14 protein-coding genes, 1 tRNA gene and 2 rRNA genes (1 of these 17 cut by a window edge) are annotated in these 16,266 nt (G+C 46.7%); 6 read left to right on the top strand and 11 right to left on the bottom strand.

What is annotated here, in order from left to right; genetic code table 11:
• The 6 genes from FLM48_RS16090 to rimI all read left to right on the top strand — a co-directional run.
• Nucleotides 1-2,337, top strand: a 23S ribosomal RNA gene (locus FLM48_RS16090); it begins 556 nt to the left of the window's first position.
• A 118-nt stretch (nucleotides 2,338-2,455) separates the two neighbouring features.
• A 5S ribosomal RNA gene (gene rrf / locus FLM48_RS16085) occupies nucleotides 2,456-2,571 on the top strand.
• A 1,710-nt stretch (nucleotides 2,572-4,281) separates the two neighbouring features.
• Nucleotides 4,282-5,211 (top strand): glycoside hydrolase family 16 protein, encoded by a 930-nt coding sequence (locus FLM48_RS16080; protein WP_179025313.1) that lies wholly within the window; start codon nucleotides 4,282-4,284, stop codon nucleotides 5,209-5,211.
• A 139-nt stretch (nucleotides 5,212-5,350) separates the two neighbouring features.
• Nucleotides 5,351-5,427 (top strand) — tRNA-Trp (locus FLM48_RS16075).
• A gap of 161 nt (nucleotides 5,428-5,588) precedes the next feature.
• Nucleotides 5,589-5,918 (top strand): DNA polymerase III subunit psi, encoded by a 330-nt coding sequence (locus tag FLM48_RS16070; RefSeq protein WP_179025312.1) that lies wholly within the window; start codon nucleotides 5,589-5,591, stop codon nucleotides 5,916-5,918.
• Nucleotides 5,908-6,381, top strand: a complete 474-nt coding sequence (gene rimI / locus FLM48_RS16065; protein ID WP_179025311.1) for a ribosomal protein S18-alanine N-acetyltransferase — start codon at nucleotides 5,908-5,910, stop codon at nucleotides 6,379-6,381. The genes FLM48_RS16070 and rimI overlap by 11 nt, the downstream gene beginning before the upstream one ends.
• Nucleotides 6,382-6,430: 49 nt before the next feature.
• Here the strand turns inward: rimI and lipA are convergent, their stop codons facing one another.
• The 11 genes from lipA to nadD form a co-directional block, all read right to left on the bottom strand.
• Nucleotides 6,431-7,396, bottom strand: a complete 966-nt coding sequence (lipA, locus tag FLM48_RS16060; protein ID WP_179025310.1) for a lipoyl synthase — start codon at nucleotides 7,394-7,396, stop codon at nucleotides 6,431-6,433.
• Nucleotides 7,389-8,048 carry a lipoyl(octanoyl) transferase LipB gene (gene lipB / locus FLM48_RS16055; RefSeq protein WP_028775264.1) on the bottom strand — a complete coding sequence of 220 codons (660 nt, stop codon included), beginning with the start codon at nucleotides 8,046-8,048 and terminating at the stop codon, nucleotides 7,389-7,391. The genes lipA and lipB overlap by 8 nt, the downstream gene beginning before the upstream one ends.
• 84 nt (nucleotides 8,049-8,132) lie before the next feature.
• On the bottom strand, nucleotides 8,133-8,399 hold the full coding sequence (ybeD, locus tag FLM48_RS16050) for a DUF493 family protein YbeD (protein ID WP_028775263.1): 267 nt from the start codon (nucleotides 8,397-8,399) through the stop codon (nucleotides 8,133-8,135).
• Between the two features lie 121 nt (nucleotides 8,400-8,520).
• Nucleotides 8,521-9,693, bottom strand: coding sequence for a serine hydrolase (locus FLM48_RS16045; protein ID WP_028775262.1), 1,173 nt, complete (start codon nucleotides 9,691-9,693; stop codon nucleotides 8,521-8,523).
• 131 nt (nucleotides 9,694-9,824) lie between these two features.
• A complete protein-coding gene (locus tag FLM48_RS16040; RefSeq protein WP_028775261.1) occupies nucleotides 9,825-10,610 on the bottom strand; it encodes a septal ring lytic transglycosylase RlpA family protein in 786 nt (261 codons plus the stop codon).
• Nucleotide 10,611: 1 nt separating this feature from the next.
• Nucleotides 10,612-11,619, bottom strand: a complete 1,008-nt coding sequence (gene mltB / locus FLM48_RS16035) for a lytic murein transglycosylase B (protein ID WP_028775260.1) — start codon at nucleotides 11,617-11,619, stop codon at nucleotides 10,612-10,614.
• Between the two features lie 14 nt (nucleotides 11,620-11,633).
• The gene (rodA, locus tag FLM48_RS16030; protein WP_028775259.1) at nucleotides 11,634-12,740 is read right to left on the bottom strand and encodes a rod shape-determining protein RodA; all 1,107 of its coding nucleotides are present in this window, start codon (nucleotides 12,738-12,740) and stop codon (nucleotides 11,634-11,636) included.
• Nucleotides 12,740-14,593, bottom strand: a complete 1,854-nt coding sequence (gene mrdA / locus FLM48_RS16025) for a penicillin-binding protein 2 (protein ID WP_179025309.1) — start codon at nucleotides 14,591-14,593, stop codon at nucleotides 12,740-12,742. Before mrdA ends, rodA begins: the two co-directional genes overlap by 1 nt.
• 75 nt (nucleotides 14,594-14,668) lie before the next feature.
• The gene (rlmH, locus tag FLM48_RS16020; RefSeq protein WP_028775257.1) at nucleotides 14,669-15,139 is read right to left on the bottom strand and encodes a 23S rRNA (pseudouridine(1915)-N(3))-methyltransferase RlmH; all 471 of its coding nucleotides are present in this window, start codon (nucleotides 15,137-15,139) and stop codon (nucleotides 14,669-14,671) included.
• Nucleotides 15,139-15,468 (bottom strand): ribosome silencing factor, encoded by a 330-nt coding sequence (gene rsfS / locus FLM48_RS16015; RefSeq protein ID WP_028775256.1) that lies wholly within the window; start codon nucleotides 15,466-15,468, stop codon nucleotides 15,139-15,141. The genes rlmH and rsfS overlap by 1 nt, the downstream gene beginning before the upstream one ends.
• A 170-nt stretch (nucleotides 15,469-15,638) precedes the next feature.
• Complete coding sequence (nadD, locus tag FLM48_RS16010) at nucleotides 15,639-16,265, bottom strand: nicotinate-nucleotide adenylyltransferase (RefSeq protein WP_179025308.1); 627 nt, start codon at nucleotides 16,263-16,265, stop codon at nucleotides 15,639-15,641.
• Nucleotide 16,266 lies beyond the last annotated feature (1 nt).

The raw sequence follows: 16,266 nt of genomic DNA, 5'->3' as shown, positions 1-16,266 counted from the left end.
TTTGTATAATGGGTCAGCGACTTACATTTTGTAGCGAGGTTAAGCGAATAGCGGAGCCGTAGGGAAACCGAGTGTTAACTGCGCGTTTAGTTGCAAGGTGTAGACCCGAAACCCGGTGATCTAGCCATGGGCAGGTTGAAGGTTGAGTAACATCAACTGGAGGACCGAACACACGTATGTTGAAAAATGCGGTGATGACTTGTGGCTGGGGGTGAAAGGCCAATCAAACCGGGAGATATCTGGTTCTCCTCGAAAGCTATTTAGGTAGCGCCTCGAGCGAATACCATTGGGGGTAGAGCACTGTTAAGGCTAGGGGGTCATCCCGACTTACCAACCCTTTGCAAACTCCGAATACCAATGAGTACTACTCGGGAGACACACGGCGGGTGCTAACGTCCGTCGTGGAAAGGGAAACAACCCAGACCATCAGCTAAGGTCCCAAAGTTATTGCTAAGTGGGAAACGATGTGGGAAGGCTTAGACAGCTAGGATGTTGGCTTAGAAGCAGCCATCATTTAAAGAAAGCGTAATAGCTCACTAGTCGAGTCGGCCTGCGCGGAAGATTTAACGGGGCTAAGCAATACACCGAAGCTATGGGTTCAATACTTTGTATTGAGCGGTAGAGGAGCGTTCTGTAAGCGGTTGAAGGTGAAGGGGTAACCCACACTGGACGTATCAGAAGTGCGAATGCTGACATGAGTAACGATAAAGGGAGTGAAAAACTCCCTCGCCGAAAGACCAAGGGTTCCTGTCCAACGTTAATCGGGGCAGGGTGAGTCGACCCCTAAGGCGAGGCCGAAAGGCGTAGTCGATGGGAAACGGGTTAATATTCCCGTACTTCTGCTAACTGCGATGGAGAGACGGAGAAGGCTAGGCTAGCGCGGCGTTGGTTGTCCGCGTTTAAGGCTGTAGGTGGTGCACTTAGGCAAATCCGGGTGCGCATACACTGAGAGTTGATGACGAGGTCCTAAGGGACTGAAGTAGTTGATGCCATGCTTCCAGGAAAATCTTCTAAGCTTCAGGTTAGTAGGAATCGTACCCCAAACCGACACAGGTGGTCGGGTAGAGAATACCAAGGCGCTTGAGAGAACTCGGCTGAAGGAACTAGGCAAAATGGTACCGTAACTTCGGGAGAAGGTACGCTGCTGTTGGTGATGGGACTTGCTCCCTAAGCTGACGGCAGTCGCAGATACCAGGTGGCTGCAACTGTTTATCAAAAACACAGTACTGTGCAAAATCGCAAGATGACGTATACGGTATGACGCCTGCCCGGTGCCGGAAGGTTAATTGATTGGGTTATCTTCGGAGAAGCTCATGATCGAAGCCCCGGTAAACGGCGGCCGTAACTATAACGGTCCTAAGGTAGCGAAATTCCTTGTCGGGTAAGTTCCGACCTGCACGAATGGCGTAATGATGGCCACGCTGTCTCCAGCCGAGACTCAGTGAAGTTGAAATTGCGGTGAAGATGCCGTATACCCGCGGCTAGACGGAAAGACCCCGTGAACCTTTACTATAGCTTGGCACTGAACATTGACCCTACATGTGTAGGATAGGTGGGAGACTTTGAAGCAGGAACGCCAGTTCTTGTGGAGTCAACCTTGAAATACCACCCTTGTAGTGTTGATGTTCTAACTCTGGCCCCTGAATCGGGGTTGAGGACAGTGCCTGGTGGGTAGTTTGACTGGGGCGGTCTCCTCCCAAAGAGTAACGGAGGAGCACGAAGGTTGGCTAAGTACGGTCGGACATCGTACGGTTAGTGCAATGGCATAAGCCAGCTTAACTGCGAGACATACACGTCGAGCAGGTGCGAAAGCAGGTCATAGTGATCCGGTGGTTCTGAATGGAAGGGCCATCGCTCAACGGATAAAAGGTACTCCGGGGATAACAGGCTGATACCGCCCAAGAGTTCATATCGACGGCGGTGTTTGGCACCTCGATGTCGGCTCATCACATCCTGGGGCTGAAGTCGGTCCCAAGGGTATGGCTGTTCGCCATTTAAAGTGGTACGCGAGCTGGGTTCAGAACGTCGTGAGACAGTTCGGTCCCTATCTGCCGTGGGCGTTGGATGATTGAAGGAAGCTGCTCCTAGTACGAGAGGACCGGAGTGGACGAACCGCTGGTGTTCGGGTTGTTATGCCAATAGCATTGCCCGGTAGCTACGTTCGGAATCGATAACCGCTGAAAGCATCTAAGCGGGAAGCGAGTCCTAAGATGAGTCATCCCTAGGAATTTAATTCCTCTAAAGAGCCGTTCGAGACTAGGACGTTGATAGGCATGGTGTGTAAGCGTTGTGAGGCGTTGAGCTAACATGTACTAATGACTCGTGAGGCTTAACCATACAACCCTAATGGGTTTTACTGGTGGTGAAACTTGCAGAAGAATACAAACACTTGATTGAAGTGGACTTAGCCTGAATAGGGCATAAATAATTAGCTTTCTAAATTGTACCTAATTTGTCTGGAAACCATAGCATTGTGGTCCCACCTGATCCCATCCCGAACTCAGAAGTGAAACGCAATTGCGCCGATGGTAGTGTGGGGTCTCCCCATGTGAGAGTAGGTCATTTCCAGACGCCTATTTAAGTGAAGAAGCCACCTTATTAAGGTGGCTTTTTTGCGTTTGGAGCATAATAAAATAGGTTAGCTAATGGCTCGAATGAGTCAGTATTTCTATCAGGTGGCTTATCCACTTAAGCACGTGAGTGCAATGCCTACTCCCTACGTCACCCCGCCGCTAAGCGAGGTCTCCAGCTACGAAGGCAAGCTTCTCCGCGTTCAAGTCAGGCTGAATACTGCGTATTCAAAGCGCCTAACTTTCACCCCCATGTGTTCGCTGCGCGAACTACGAGAGTAGGTCATTTCCAGGCGCCACCTTGGTTTTCACTTTTTAGAAAAGTGAACACAAAACAGTAACGATAAATCCCCAGCACTTTGTGTTGGGGATTTTTTCGTTTAACGGGCTTTGAAATGACACTCGAACATGGGGAAGTAAAAAGTCCGAACGTAGTGAGGCTCAATACCATGTGGAGTAGGGCGAATATCGTGGTAGCGATGTGCTTATGAGCGCGGAGCTTTAGCGCAGCTGGCCATTTCCAGACGCCACTTTTTTTAGAAAAGTGAAGGCAAAACAGTAACGAAAAAGCCCTAGCAGAAATCGCTAGGGCTTTTTCGTATATACGCTGCGCGAAAAGAACGACTCCCTACGTCGCCCTGCCGCTGAGCTTGGCCAGAAACTGCGTCCATGCGTTTCTGGCATTCGGCACTTCCGTGTGCCTCGCCTCCAGCTTCGTAACAAGTTACTCGCGCTTCAAAGCCCTTGAATGCGATGCATCCAAAGCAGGGATTCTTCGCCCCCATGTGTTCGCTGCGCGAACTACGAGAGTAGGTCATTTCCAGGCGCCACTTTGGTTTTCTCTTTTTAGAAAAGCGAAGGCAAAACAGTAGGAAACCACATCCCCCTACGTCGACACGTCGCTGAGCTTGGCCAGAAACTGCATCCATGGGTTTCTGGCATTCGGCAAATCTGATGTTCAGGACTAACAAATGCCTTGATGGCATGGATGCCAAGGAAAGGCCGTGTGCCTTGCCTCCAGCTTCGTAACAAACCACTAAGATCCTGAATGCGTTGTATTCATATCGGAGTTTCTTCGCCCTCAAGTGTGTGCTGCGCTTACCGAGTAGGTCATTTAAAGCAACTAAATATGAGATAGCCATTGCAAAGCCAGTGGCACTTGAACCAAGACGAATAAATGTCCAAACGGAGCTAGCTAGACGCTGAGATGATTGTGTTGCGGCTCATTTGCTATTGCATTGTAGCTACTAATGTCTTGTTTCTTCGTTGTGGAAAGCCTTTTAGCCAACACTATTTAATAGGTTCTCAGCGGAATATCGTTATCGTTTACCGTCCCTAGTTATCTTCAAAACTATACTGAGTGGCGCTGATCTTGCTCATTCATATTAATGGCTTGAACTTTAACGCGTTTAATACCGCTAACAACAATGAGGAAAAGCGTTAGCTTACTGATTTTCCCTGTCCCTACTGCAACTCATATCGCAATCAAATAGCCATAATTGACAGTGAAGTTGTAGTGAAATTTGGATGAACTAGGTGCTGTTGATTCTTGTTGCGGACAGCCGGGAAAGGCGAGTCTAACGGCGTTATAGAATTAGTTGATAATTACCAGATCTTGGGTTCGTTCACTCCTAATACTAAAGGGTTATTACACATCTAAGGTTTGAGTGTTAAGTTTTGATGACAGCGTTGTCATTATTGAGGGAGCATTATGAAGTACAGCAAGTCGCTATTAGCTATTAGTTTGGCAGGAGTCTTTTTTACTGGTTTAACAAATGCCAAGCCAGCGGTATTTTTTGATGATTTCGATTATCAAAATATCGCAGAGTTTAATGAAAATGGCTGGAAAGCTAGGACTGAGACAGGGCATCCGGGCATCAAAGGTGCGACTTGGTCTGCGGAGGGGGTGAGTTTTCATCCCAAACTTAGCGGGGCTAATTCAGGTGGGTTTTCGATGAAGTCAGTCACGGCAGGTGAGGCGGATAATACTCGTCATACGCAGGTCTGCCATGCGCGTAAATACCTTTATGGCACCTATGCAGCGAGAGTGTTCTTTCGCGACGAGCCCAATTATGGCCCTGATGGTGATGAAGTGATTCAGACCTTCTATACCATTAGTCCCTTGGCGTACCCTATGGATCCAAGCTACAGCGAGGTTGATTTCGAGTACCTGCCCAACGGTGGCTGGGGAAGCAATAGTGACAGTGCTATGTGGACCACAACTTGGGAAACATTTCAGTTAGAACCCTGGACTAAAGTGAATGAATACACCCGCAAACCCGGAAGCTATGCTGGTTGGCGAGTTCTGATGATGACGGTTGAGCCGGATTCGGTAAAGTACTATGTAGATGGTGAGCTAATCTCCACCCATTCGGACAAAGTCGCCCCAGAAAAACCGATGTCGATAAACTTTAACTTGTGGTTTATGCCTAAGGGCGCGGATGGCTCTATCGGACCTGTTGATTCTGATGAGTTGCGTGAATATCAGCAAGATGTGGATTGGGTTTATCATCAGGTTGATAAGGTACTAGAGTTCAATGAAATGCAGCAAGATGTGCGAACCTTACAAGCGTCGGGGGAGCTTTTCGTAGACAGGGTTAAGCCGATGCAACCTGCGTTACCGTCACCTTGTGGTTTGTAGTTTTGACGAGTTTGGCCGCTTTTTGCCACTAAATGACTTAAAATGAGGCTTCTTGGCTGAAAAAGCTGCAATCAATGCATCTTTAGCTAAAAAGTCCTTTACCTTTTGGGGGTGTTTTAGCATAATGCCCCACGTCAACAGGGGTGTAGTTCCAATTGGTAGAACAGCGGTCTCCAAAACCGATGGTTGCGGGTTCGAGTCCTGCCACCCCTGCCACATTTAGAGAAGCCGTTCAGAAATGAACGGCTTTTTGCTGTCTGGCCGTTTATTTTCTATTTTCCGCTATTCTAAATATAAGTTGGCTATTTGTGTTTTGCACAGGGCCATTCGCCTTATATACTCAGCTATCAGATACATTGAATACCAAGGTAAGCTTGTTGAATAAAGAAGCCTTTTTAGACGCTATGGGAATAGACCGTTGGTCAAAAGCGTCACCAGCTGCTAAACGTTTAGCGATTCTTATTGATGCTGGTAGCGCGATTGACGAGCAACACCCAATTATTGCTAGCGTTATACAGATATTAGAGCATGACACTAACGCCATTGATGTCACGACGAGTTATCGCAAAGATTGCGGTGTATTTTGGGATATGCGACTTCGTAAGTTACCGAAAGTGTCTTGTACATTATCGTCACCACCGCTAGCCCAATTAGAGGGCAATGTTGAAGCCAAAAAAGCCTTATGGCAGATGATTTATGAGCGATAAAACAGTGGCAAGTTATCGCATAGACGATCTCGATGCTAGCAGCACACCTGCGCTTACTAGGCTGGCACAATCCTGTCACCAGTACCCCATGTCTACAGAGACGATTAATAGCTGTTTTGGCCGCTTCTACCACGTGTTAGGACTTTATGACGGGCAAGCACTCGTTGGTGCATGTATTTTGTACGTGTTGTTTGAAGATGCCACCATTATTGATATCTGTATTGAGCCAAGTCAACAGGGTAGAGGGTTGGGGAGGCGTTTGCTTATGACTACTTGTGATAAAGCCCGCGCTTTAGCGGCTGACAGAGTCATGCTTGAGGTTCGAGCCAGTAATAGCGGCGCCATTGAGTTATATCGCAAGTTAGGCTTTAAACAAACCTCTGTGCGCGCTGGGTATTACCCTGCTGCTGCTGATGGACGTGAAGATGCAATATTGATGGAGCTAGGATTAGCCCCAGAGTGATTAGCTAATAAAAAAGCGCCTTAAAGGCGCTTTTTTATATTATTAAGGCTTATTTTACTTCTTTACCTTGTGCCTGTAGATCGGCGTGATAGCTTGAGCGTACCATTGGGCCACAAGCGGCGTGGGTAAACCCAATCTTCTCTGCAAACTCTCTGAGCTCGTCAAATTCTGCTGGCGGAACGTAGCGCTCTACAGGTAAATGGAACTTTGACGGTTGCAGATACTGACCTAAGGTGAGCATTTCAACGTCATGAGCACGCAAGTCTTGTAGTACTTGAGCGATCTCTTCATTGGTTTCACCAAGTCCCATCATTAGGCCTGATTTAGTTGGCACATTTGGGTGGCGCTGCTTAAACTTTTGCAACAGATCTAAAGACCACTGATAGTTAGCACCTGGGCGCGCTTTACGGTAGTGCTTGGGAGCGGTCTCAAGGTTGTGATTGAATACATCGGGTGGCTCCGTTGCCAAAATATCCAATGCAGCATCAATACGTCCACGAAAATCCGGTACTAAAATCTCAATCTTGATTTCAGGATTAAGGATACGGATTTCACGAATACAGTCAGCAAAGTGTTGTGCGCCACCATCACGAAGGTCGTCTCGGTCTACCGAGGTGATCACCACGTATTTGAGCTTCATATCCTTGATGGTTTGGGCTAATTTCTTAGGCTCCTCGGCATCAGGCTTTAAAGGGCGGCCATGGGCAACATCGCAAAATGGGCAACGACGGGTACAGATGGCACCCAAAATCATAAATGTTGCTGTCCCGTGGTTGAAACACTCGGCCAGATTAGGGCAAGAGGCTTCTTCGCAGACAGAATGCAGTCCATTCTTACGTAGTGCTTGCTTGATATCATCGATACGTTGACTAGAAGCTGGCAGTTTAACGCGTAGCCAGTCAGGTTTACGTAACATGTTTTCGCGCTCTGAGGGCACGACCTTTACCGGAATGCGTGAAACTTTGTCTGCATCACGTAATTTTACGCCGGGTTGTAGTCTTTCTGGCCTATTCATATGACTGTGCTAATCCTTGATGATGAACTAGTTCTTGGAAGCCTAAGATCTGGCTAAATTTATCGACTAATTGGTCTCCCGCTTCCTTTACTGTTTGCGGACCATTAATCATTTTGCACTGGATCATCTCCATTCCAGCATACCCACACGGGTTAATTCTTTGAAAAGGGCTCATGTCCATATCCACATTTAGCGCGAGGCCATGGAAAGAGCAACCTTTACGGATCCTGAGTCCTAATGAAGCAACTTTGCGCTCATCGACATAAACGCCAGGGGCGTCGGCTTTGGCATACGCTTCAATTTGGTATTCGCCAAGCATCTGGATGATGCTTTGTTCAATATCAGTCACTAATTGTCTGACGCCGACTTTTAATCTTTTAATGTCCAGCAGTGGGTAGACGACCAGTTGTCCTGGGCCGTGGTAGGTGACTTGGCCGCCACGATCTACCTGAATTACCGGAATATCGCCGGGATTAAGGATATGCTCGCTTTTACCTGCTTGGCCTTGAGTAAACACCGGGTTGTGTTCAACAATCCATAACTCATCTTGACTCTCTGCATCACGATTATCGGTATAGTGTTGCATGGCATGCCAGACGGTTTCATAGTCTTGGCGGCCTAGATGGCGTATGTGAAGCGGACGTTCTTGCAAGGGCAACCTCTCCCCTAGGACATTAAGTGGGCGTATTATACGCCCCATCTTGACGAAATGTAATCTAGATCACACTTTGTTGAATTAAAGTACGCGTTTTACGCCTTCAATGGCGGCAAGCTCGGTATACAAAGTTTCTACTTGTTCTTTACTGATCACAGTGACGCGGATAGTAATTGAATAGTAAGTCCCTTTGCTAGATGCTTTGGTGGTAGGCGCATAGTCACCTGGTGCATGTTTTTGCACAACAGCAACCACTTTGTCTGCTAGTGCTTCATCTGCGTCACCAACAACTTTAAATGGGAATGAGGCTGGAAACTCCATTAACTCATCAAATTTAGTATCTAACATGATTAATTCTCTGCCTTAAAGGTTATGGCTGCATATATGGTGTCGATTATACCTTTTTCAAGGCACGGATCCTTAAAAACAACAAAGCCACCCGCAGGTGGCTTTATTTAAGATGTTGGAATTAACCAAACCAACCTGCAAATAGTTGTTTGAAGTAATCCATTAGTTTGCTGAACCAGCTACCTTCTTCAACGGCTTCAAGTGTCACAAGTGGGAATTGGGCAATATCTTTGCCGTTAAGTTGGAAGTAGATTCGTCCAACAGTTTCGCCTTTGGCAAGTGGTGCCGTTAGCTCTTTGTTGAGTTCGAAATTTGCTTGTAAGTTCTTAGCTTGACCACGGTTAATGGTAATAGGGGTATCGGTAGTGACACCTAGCTCAACCGCTTCTTTATCGCCATACCAGATCTTCTGACTGACAAAACTATCGCCAGCTTGATATGGGGTGATGGTTTCAAAGAAACGGAAACCATAGTTAAGTAGCTTTTTACTTTCAGCTTTACGCGCTGATTCACTGGCAGTGCCCATTACTACGGTAATTAGACGCATGCCATCTTTGGTTGCTGAAGTGACAAGGTTATAACCAGCGCCAGAAGTGTGGCCGGTCTTAATCCCATCAACGTTCATGCTTTTATCCCATAATAGGCCGTTGCGATTGTACTGCTTGATGCCGTTATAGGTGAAAGATTTTTCTGAATAGACGCGGTACTCTTCTGGTACATCGCGGATAAGCGCTGCACCTAAAATAGCCATGTCGTAGGCAGTCGTCTTGTGATTATCTGAGTCTAAGCCGTGTGAGTTTTCAAAGTAACTATCAGGCATGCCTAGTTGCTTAGCCCAAGAGTTCATCAAATCGACAAAGCCATCTTCGGTGCCAGCAATATGCTCTGCCATTGCCACACACGCATCGTTACCTGATTGAATAATGATGCCACGGTTTAAGTCATCAACAGATACCTGCTTGCCGACTTCGATAAACATCTTTGAAGAGTCTGGGAAATTTTTAGACCAAGCTTTCTTGCTGATGGTGACCTGATCTTCCGGTGAAATGTTGCCAACCTTGATTTCGTGACCAATAACATAACTGGTCATCATTTTAGTTAAACTGGCTGGGTTAAGGCTTTCGTATGCATTCTCTTCAGCAATAATTTGCCCAGTATGGTAGTCCATTAGTACAAAGGCTTTCGCGGCAACTTTAGGGGCATCGGGGGTGACAACAGGCGCTGCTTGTACGGTAACCACGGAAACGGAGGCGGCGAGCAAAAGTGATTTCAAACTTTGGTTAATAAATTTCATATTACTGAGTGCGTCTTATTGGGTTGAATGCGAAAAATAAGCTGAGATTAGCGCGAGTATACCATTAGTCGACCAGTGAAATCAGTGAAGGTTCATTAATCTTTGGCTAACTGAATGATAATTTACTCGGACTACTCGGTAACAATATAGCTTTGTGGGTAACCGTTTTGCTTAAGCTCTTGGTTGAGCTTAGTCGCTAACTGTTGTTGGCCGATGGGACCAAGCTGTAATTTGTACAAATTACCTTGGGTGATAGTGCGCGCATCGACCGAGTATTGGCTTTTAAGTTTTTGCGCTAAATTGTCGATTCGTTGTTTATCAGACGACGCAACGATTTGAATAAAGTGTTGCTGCTGCGGATCTTTGAGTTGTGCCAGTGCCATCGATTCTGGACTCTCTATATAGATAACTGCAAGCTCGACGTTAGCGGTGCCGGTTTTTAACATATCTAAACGATGCGCTGCGGCATAGGACAGGTCGATAATACGATTGTCATGGAAAGGCCCGCGATCATTAACTCGCACAATCACGCTCTTGTTATTGGCAACATTGGTCACTTTAACATAGCTAGGTAAGGGCAATGATTTATGTGCGGCAGACATGGAGTACATATCATAAGTTTCGCCGTTGGAAGTTAAATGACCATGAAACTTAGCGCCATACCAAGAAGCAACCCCTTTTGCCTCATACCCTTTACCGGTTTCGAGGACGCGATAAGTTTTGCCAAGCACTGTGTACTGACTTTTGTTGCCTCCTCGACTATAGGGCTCATATTTAGGATGGGCATCTTCAACTTTAGAGACATCCGGTGCATGAGTTGGGGCTTTATCATTGGACATGCTATAGCGGCTACTCGAGCTGCTGGAGCAAGCGCTTACCAGTAAGATGAGCGTCATTATTACGACGAGCTGTTTCATGTTACTTTGCCTCAAAAGCGGCTTGTAGCTGCTGACTAAATTGATAGACCGCCATGGCATACAATGGGCTACGGTTGTATCGGGTGATCACATAAAAGTTGTTGAGCCCTAACCAGTACTCATTGTTATCAGCCTGCTCCAATTCAATCACGATGGCTTTTTGAGTCACATCAATATCGGTTGATTGTTGCAACGACGCGGTTGGAGAAAGAATGTCCTTCACTTGGTAGTGAGGCTTCTTGTTGTCCCACAGCTTAATGTTGTCAGAGCGCGGGTCGTCTGTTAACGCTAAGGTCACTGGCGCTCCGCGCTGCCAGCCATGTTGGTGGAAGTAGTTGGCCACACTACCAATAGCATCTTCTGTGCTATTGAGCAGATCGCGTCTGCCGTCATTATCAAAATCCACGGCATAAGCACGATAGCTAGAAGGAATGAACTGACCAAAACCCATCGCGCCGGCGTAGGATCCTTTGAGTTGATTAATATCGAGTTGTTCCTCTTCAACCAACTTTTGCAAATGGCCAAATTCGCGTCTAAAGAAATCGGCGCGTGGCGTGTAGTAAAAGCCTAAGGTAAATAGTGCATCTTTTACTGGGTAGTTACCCATATAGCCGCCATAGAAGGTTTCGATACCAATAATGGCGACAATGATTTGTGGATCCACATTAAATTGGTCAGCGGCTCTGGTGATGGTTGCTTCATGTTGCTGCCAAAACGCCAAGCCTTTTTCTAGGCGTTTTTCCGTCAGAAAGATAGGGTAATATTGGTGCCAGGGCTTGGCTTCCCATGGGGTGGTAATCGCATCAATGACTTTCTGCTCATATTGGGCATTGTTGAAGTAGTCTTCAATCGCTTGCTCACTAAAGCCTTGCTGTTGCTGAGCGGTAAAAAATGCTTGTTTAATTTCACTAATATCACCATCAGCGGGGATCACATTAGCGGTTGATAAGGCTGAAAAACTCAATAGCGCAAAAGACAGTGGCGCAAACAGTTGGGTGGCTAATTTCAACGTTCAATCCTTTATTATCTATCTATAAAACGACGATGGGTATGAATACTCATCAGAATGCCAAAACCTGTCATTAATGTCAGCATCGACGTACCACCATAACTGATTAATGGTAAGGGAACACCTACTACTGGCAATAAGCCGGAGACCATGCCGATGTTAACGAAAATGTAGACAAAGAAAGTTAAGATAATACTGCCTGCAAGCAGACGGGCAAAACTGGTTTGTGCCCGCGAAGCAATAACCAACCCACGGCCTATCACGTATAGATATAGGGCCAGTAAAATAAGACTGCCTATTAAGCCGAACTCTTCACCAATCACCGCAAAAATAAAGTCAGTATGACGCTCGGGTAGAAATTCCAGTTGTGATTGTGAGCCCTGTAACCAACCTTTGCCAGATAGGCCGCCGGAGCCAATCGCAATTTTAGACTGGATAATATGGTAACCAGCGCCGAGTGGATCTTTTTCTGGATCAAGTAAAGTTAGTACTCGGGTTCGTTGATAGTCGTGCATTAAGAAGAACCACAGCACTGGCAGCATCGCTAATACACCGCCGACAAATGTGCCGACAATTCGCCAGCTCATACCGGATAAAAACAGCACGAAAATGCCCGAAGCGGCAACCAAAATAGAGGTGCCTAAATCTGGTTGTTTAGCAATTAACAACGTTGGGATTAACAAAATCACCCCAGCACCTAGTAAGTGGCGTTTTTTCGGCGGAAGTGGAAATTTACTGATATACCAGGCCATGGTGATCGGGAACGCCAGCTTGATGAGCTCTGAGGGCTGGAACTCCATAAAACCCAGGTTGAGCCACCGCTGTGCCCCTTTATTGATCTCACCGAAGAAGTGCACGCCAAGTAGCAAGATAATGCCCATGATATATATGGGAAAGGCCCAACGCTTCAATACTTCTGGATTGATTTGCGCAACCACAAACATGATGCCTAGCGATAGGCCTATGCGCACTAACTGTCGCTCAAGTAGGGCAGGGTCTTCTCCACCTGCAGAGTAGATAACCACTAAGCCATAGGCCATCAGTGCGAGTAGACCGATTAACAGTGGCAGATCAATATGCAGGCGTTGCCAAATATTCGGTCTTTGATTATGGCTGCCCATTATTGCGTTCTCCATGAGTCACGAAGGATATATTCGTCCAATAAAGCGCGGGCTACAGGGCCGGCATTCGCGCCACCCCAACCCGCATTTTCTAACACCACAGCTAGGACTATCGTGGGATTTTCATAAGGGGCATAAGCAATAATGAGTGCGTTGTCGCGGAGATGCTCTGCAACCGTATCTGCATCGTATTTTTCATCTTCTGCGACACTAAATACTTGGGCGGTACCGGTTTTCATCGCTGCGGTGTAACCGGCGTCAACAAAGCGCGATTTATGGGCGGTATTTTTCATCGATTCATTAATGATGTCCCAGTTCATTGGGTTGCTTAACTCAACAGGTGCCATCTCATCAATAGGGGTATCGATTTTAGCCGTACTGTCTTTTATCGATTTAAGCAGGTGCGGTACATAGCGCTTACCTTTATTTGCCATAATGGCCGCCGCATTGGCCAATTGCAGTGGCGTGGTCGTCCAGTATCCTTGGCCAATGCCAACGGATATGGTGTCACCAATATACCAAGGTTGGTTGTAGCGCATTCGCTTCCAATCTCGCGATGGCATAATACCGGCAGACTCTTCAAATATATCGACCCCGGTGCGCTCGCCAAAGCCAAAGTGTTGCATGAAATTTGAAATCTTATCTACACCAGTTTTATAAGCCAAATCATAAAAGTAGGTGTCACATGAATCGACAATTGCCGTGTTAACATCAACCCAACCATGGCCCCAACGTTTCCAGTCTCGGTACTTTCGCTCTACACCGGGGATCTGCCAGAAACCGGGATCCCAGACACGGGTTTTCTCGGTTATGGTTTGCTCTTCTAGGCCCAGTAAAGCGATATGGGGTTTGACGGTAGAGGCTGGCGCATATTGACCTTGTGTGGCGCGGTTAATTAATGGGCGTGATTTATCATTGAGCAGCGCGCTGTATGCTTTAGAGCTAATGCCGTGCACAAATTGGTTGGGATCATAGCTTGGACTTGAGACCATCGCTAGAATGCCGCCATCTTGCGGGTCAATCGCCACAATAGAGCCGCGGCGACCATTGAGGATCTCCATTGCTTTTTGCTGTAGCTTTAAATCGAGTGTTAAATAGATATCTTGCCCAGGTTCTGGCTCAACCGACTTTAAGGTTCTAATGGTACGCCCGCGGTTATTGACCTCTTCCTCTAGGTGTCCAGGCTTGCCATGGAGTAAGCTTTCATAGAACTTTTCAATGCCTTGTTTACCAATATCATTAGTGGCGGCATAGTTTTTCCATTCGCCTGACAGTTGTAAGGTGTTTTGATCGCGGTCATTAATGCGCCCTACATACCCAAGCACATGGGTCATTAGTCCATCATGGGGATAATGGCGTTTGAGGCCTGCCTCGACCGAAATTCCTGGGAAATCATGTTGATTGACGCTGAACTCGGCAACATCAGATTCGCTGAGGCGATTTTTAATCGTTAAAGGCTTGAAGCGGCGATGATATTTAAGTGAGTCAATAATGTCTTGCTGTGCTTCTTCATCCAGTTCAATAACTTCACTTAATGCGTCCAGTGTGGCTGGAATATCTTTGACTTTCTCTGGCACCATCTCTAATGAGAAGAAGGGCTGGTTTTCAGCTAATAACTGCCCGTGTCTGTCGTAGATCAGTCCACGGCTTGGCGCGACTGGCACGACACGAATTCGGTTATCGTTAGAGCGGGTATCGTAGTCTTTAAATGAAAGAATTTGCAGGTGATATAAATTGACCAACAGCACCGACAGTAACAGGACAACACAGACAAATGTGAAGATGGCTCTACGTTTAAATAGCGAGGCTTCGGCTGCATGGTTGTGCATTGCCATGCGTTTTCTTGGCGCCAATTATACCGTCTCCAATTGTGTTCTAAAACAGGGCTTATACAGCATACCCGCCCATGAGTACTGATAGCAACAGGGCTACTCTCTATGATACGGGTGGTTGTTATTTATGCTCCAAGCACGATATAGGCTTTCTGCTACCAGCACCCGCACAAGTGGGTGAGGCATAGTTAAAGCCGATAAACACCAACTTTGACTGGCGGCTTGTTTACATGCAGGGGCTAGACCTTCTGGGCCACCGATGAGCAGAGACACGTCTCGGCCATCGAGTTGCCAGCGGTTAAGTTGAGTCGCTAGTTCAGGTGTCGTCCAATTTTTCCCTGGCAAATCAAGACTTACAATATGATTGCCTTTCGGAATCGCAGCTAACATCTGCTCTCCCTCTTTATGCAGAATACGGGCGATATCTGCATTTTTGCCTCTTTTTCCTGCGGGGATCTCAATCAATTCAAAAGCCATATCTCGAGGGAAACGGCGTTGATATTCTTCAAATCCTTGGGTGACCCATTTGGGCATGCGGGTCCCGACAGCGACTAACTGTAACTTCATTATTCTGGCTTGGCAGACCACAGCTTTTCAAGCTGATAAAAGTCGCGGGTTTGATCTTGCATGACGTGTAAAATCACATCACCTAGGTCAACTAATACCCACTCGCTACTATCGCGGCCTTCTACACCATTGATATGGATATTGGCTCGCTTAGATTCAACTACCACATTTTCAGCAATTGCTCTAACGTGAGTTTTAGATGTACCTGAACAAACTACCATAAAATCAGTAACATTAGACTGATCGCTCACTTCAAGAGTAACGATGTCTTTGGCTTTTAAATCTTCGATTTTGTCTATGACAAACTGCTTTAGCTCGGCGCTTTGCACGCGTATTTCCTCATTCATTTCAAACAGCGAAGCAGTATAACAGGTTCTATAGGGTCTGTAGATCTTTTGGATTGATTTTTACCATGAATGATTGCTGTGTCATCAATACTGAGCTTGCCACTCAATTGCAGCTGATATGAAAGTGATGTTTTATCATCACACTACATAAATTAGCAATACAAATTATGCTGTTTGATGTACTGGCTAACTGAGGTGGGGAGGGCGTCATCAATAGTTTGATTTTCAGCCAAATGGGCTCTAATGCTGGTTGAGGAGTATGGTTGCTGGGTAATGCTAGCCAATACAATGCCACCACAGCGTTGGTGCTTGAGGGCCGCTGTCGTTATTTGACGTTGTTTAAGTTGCTGCGCCATCTGGCTGTTTGGTGCGAGTTGCCAGCCTTGGCGCTCACATACGGCGATATGACAATAATCGAACAGCGACTGCCAACAATGCCATTTGTCGAGGTTAACGAATGAGTCCGTTCCCATGATAAAAACAAAGGTGTGCTGTGGATATTCATCGACCAGTTGTGCCAACGTTTCAGCACTGTATGAAGGACTGTTTCGCTGGGCCTCAATGGCGCATAACGCCAGCTGCGGATAGTCTTCGGTGACTAAACCTACCATGGCCAACCTGTCTTCAGTGCTCGTGTGGGTGCCGGCTTTGTGCGGCGGAATATGATTGGGCATCAGCCACACTTGGTCTAACCCTAACTGCGCTTGTACTTCAATCGCTGGGCGAATATGTCCATAGTGGATTGGGTCAAATGTGCCACCTAGTATGCCGATGTGCATA

Source organism: Shewanella sp. Scap07, from assembly GCF_013394145.1.
Classification (GTDB): domain Bacteria; phylum Pseudomonadota; class Gammaproteobacteria; order Enterobacterales; family Shewanellaceae; genus Shewanella; species Shewanella waksmanii.
This window is presented reverse-complemented; position numbering and strand designations above follow the sequence as displayed.

Excerpts from the sequence above, each read along its gene's own strand:
- FLM48_RS16080 (WP_179025313.1), top strand. The coding sequence starts at position 4,282 with ATGAAGTACAGCAAGTCGCTATTAGCTATTAGTTTGGCAGGAGTCTTT.
- rimI (WP_179025311.1), top strand. The coding sequence starts at position 5,908 with ATGAGCGATAAAACAGTGGCAAGTTATCGCATAGACGATCTCGATGCT.
- lipA (WP_179025310.1), bottom strand. The coding sequence starts at position 7,396 with ATGAATAGGCCAGAAAGACTACAACCCGGCGTAAAATTACGTGATGCA.
- ybeD (WP_028775263.1), bottom strand. The coding sequence starts at position 8,399 with ATGTTAGATACTAAATTTGATGAGTTAATGGAGTTTCCAGCCTCATTC.
- FLM48_RS16045 (WP_028775262.1), bottom strand. The coding sequence starts at position 9,693 with ATGAAATTTATTAACCAAAGTTTGAAATCACTTTTGCTCGCCGCCTCC.
- FLM48_RS16040 (WP_028775261.1), bottom strand. The coding sequence starts at position 10,610 with ATGAAACAGCTCGTCGTAATAATGACGCTCATCTTACTGGTAAGCGCT.
- rodA (WP_028775259.1), bottom strand. The coding sequence starts at position 12,740 with ATGGGCAGCCATAATCAAAGACCGAATATTTGGCAACGCCTGCATATT.
- rlmH (WP_028775257.1), bottom strand. The coding sequence starts at position 15,139 with ATGAAGTTACAGTTAGTCGCTGTCGGGACCCGCATGCCCAAATGGGTC.
- nadD (WP_179025308.1), bottom strand. The coding sequence starts at position 16,265 with ATGCACATCGGCATACTAGGTGGCACATTTGACCCAATCCACTATGGA.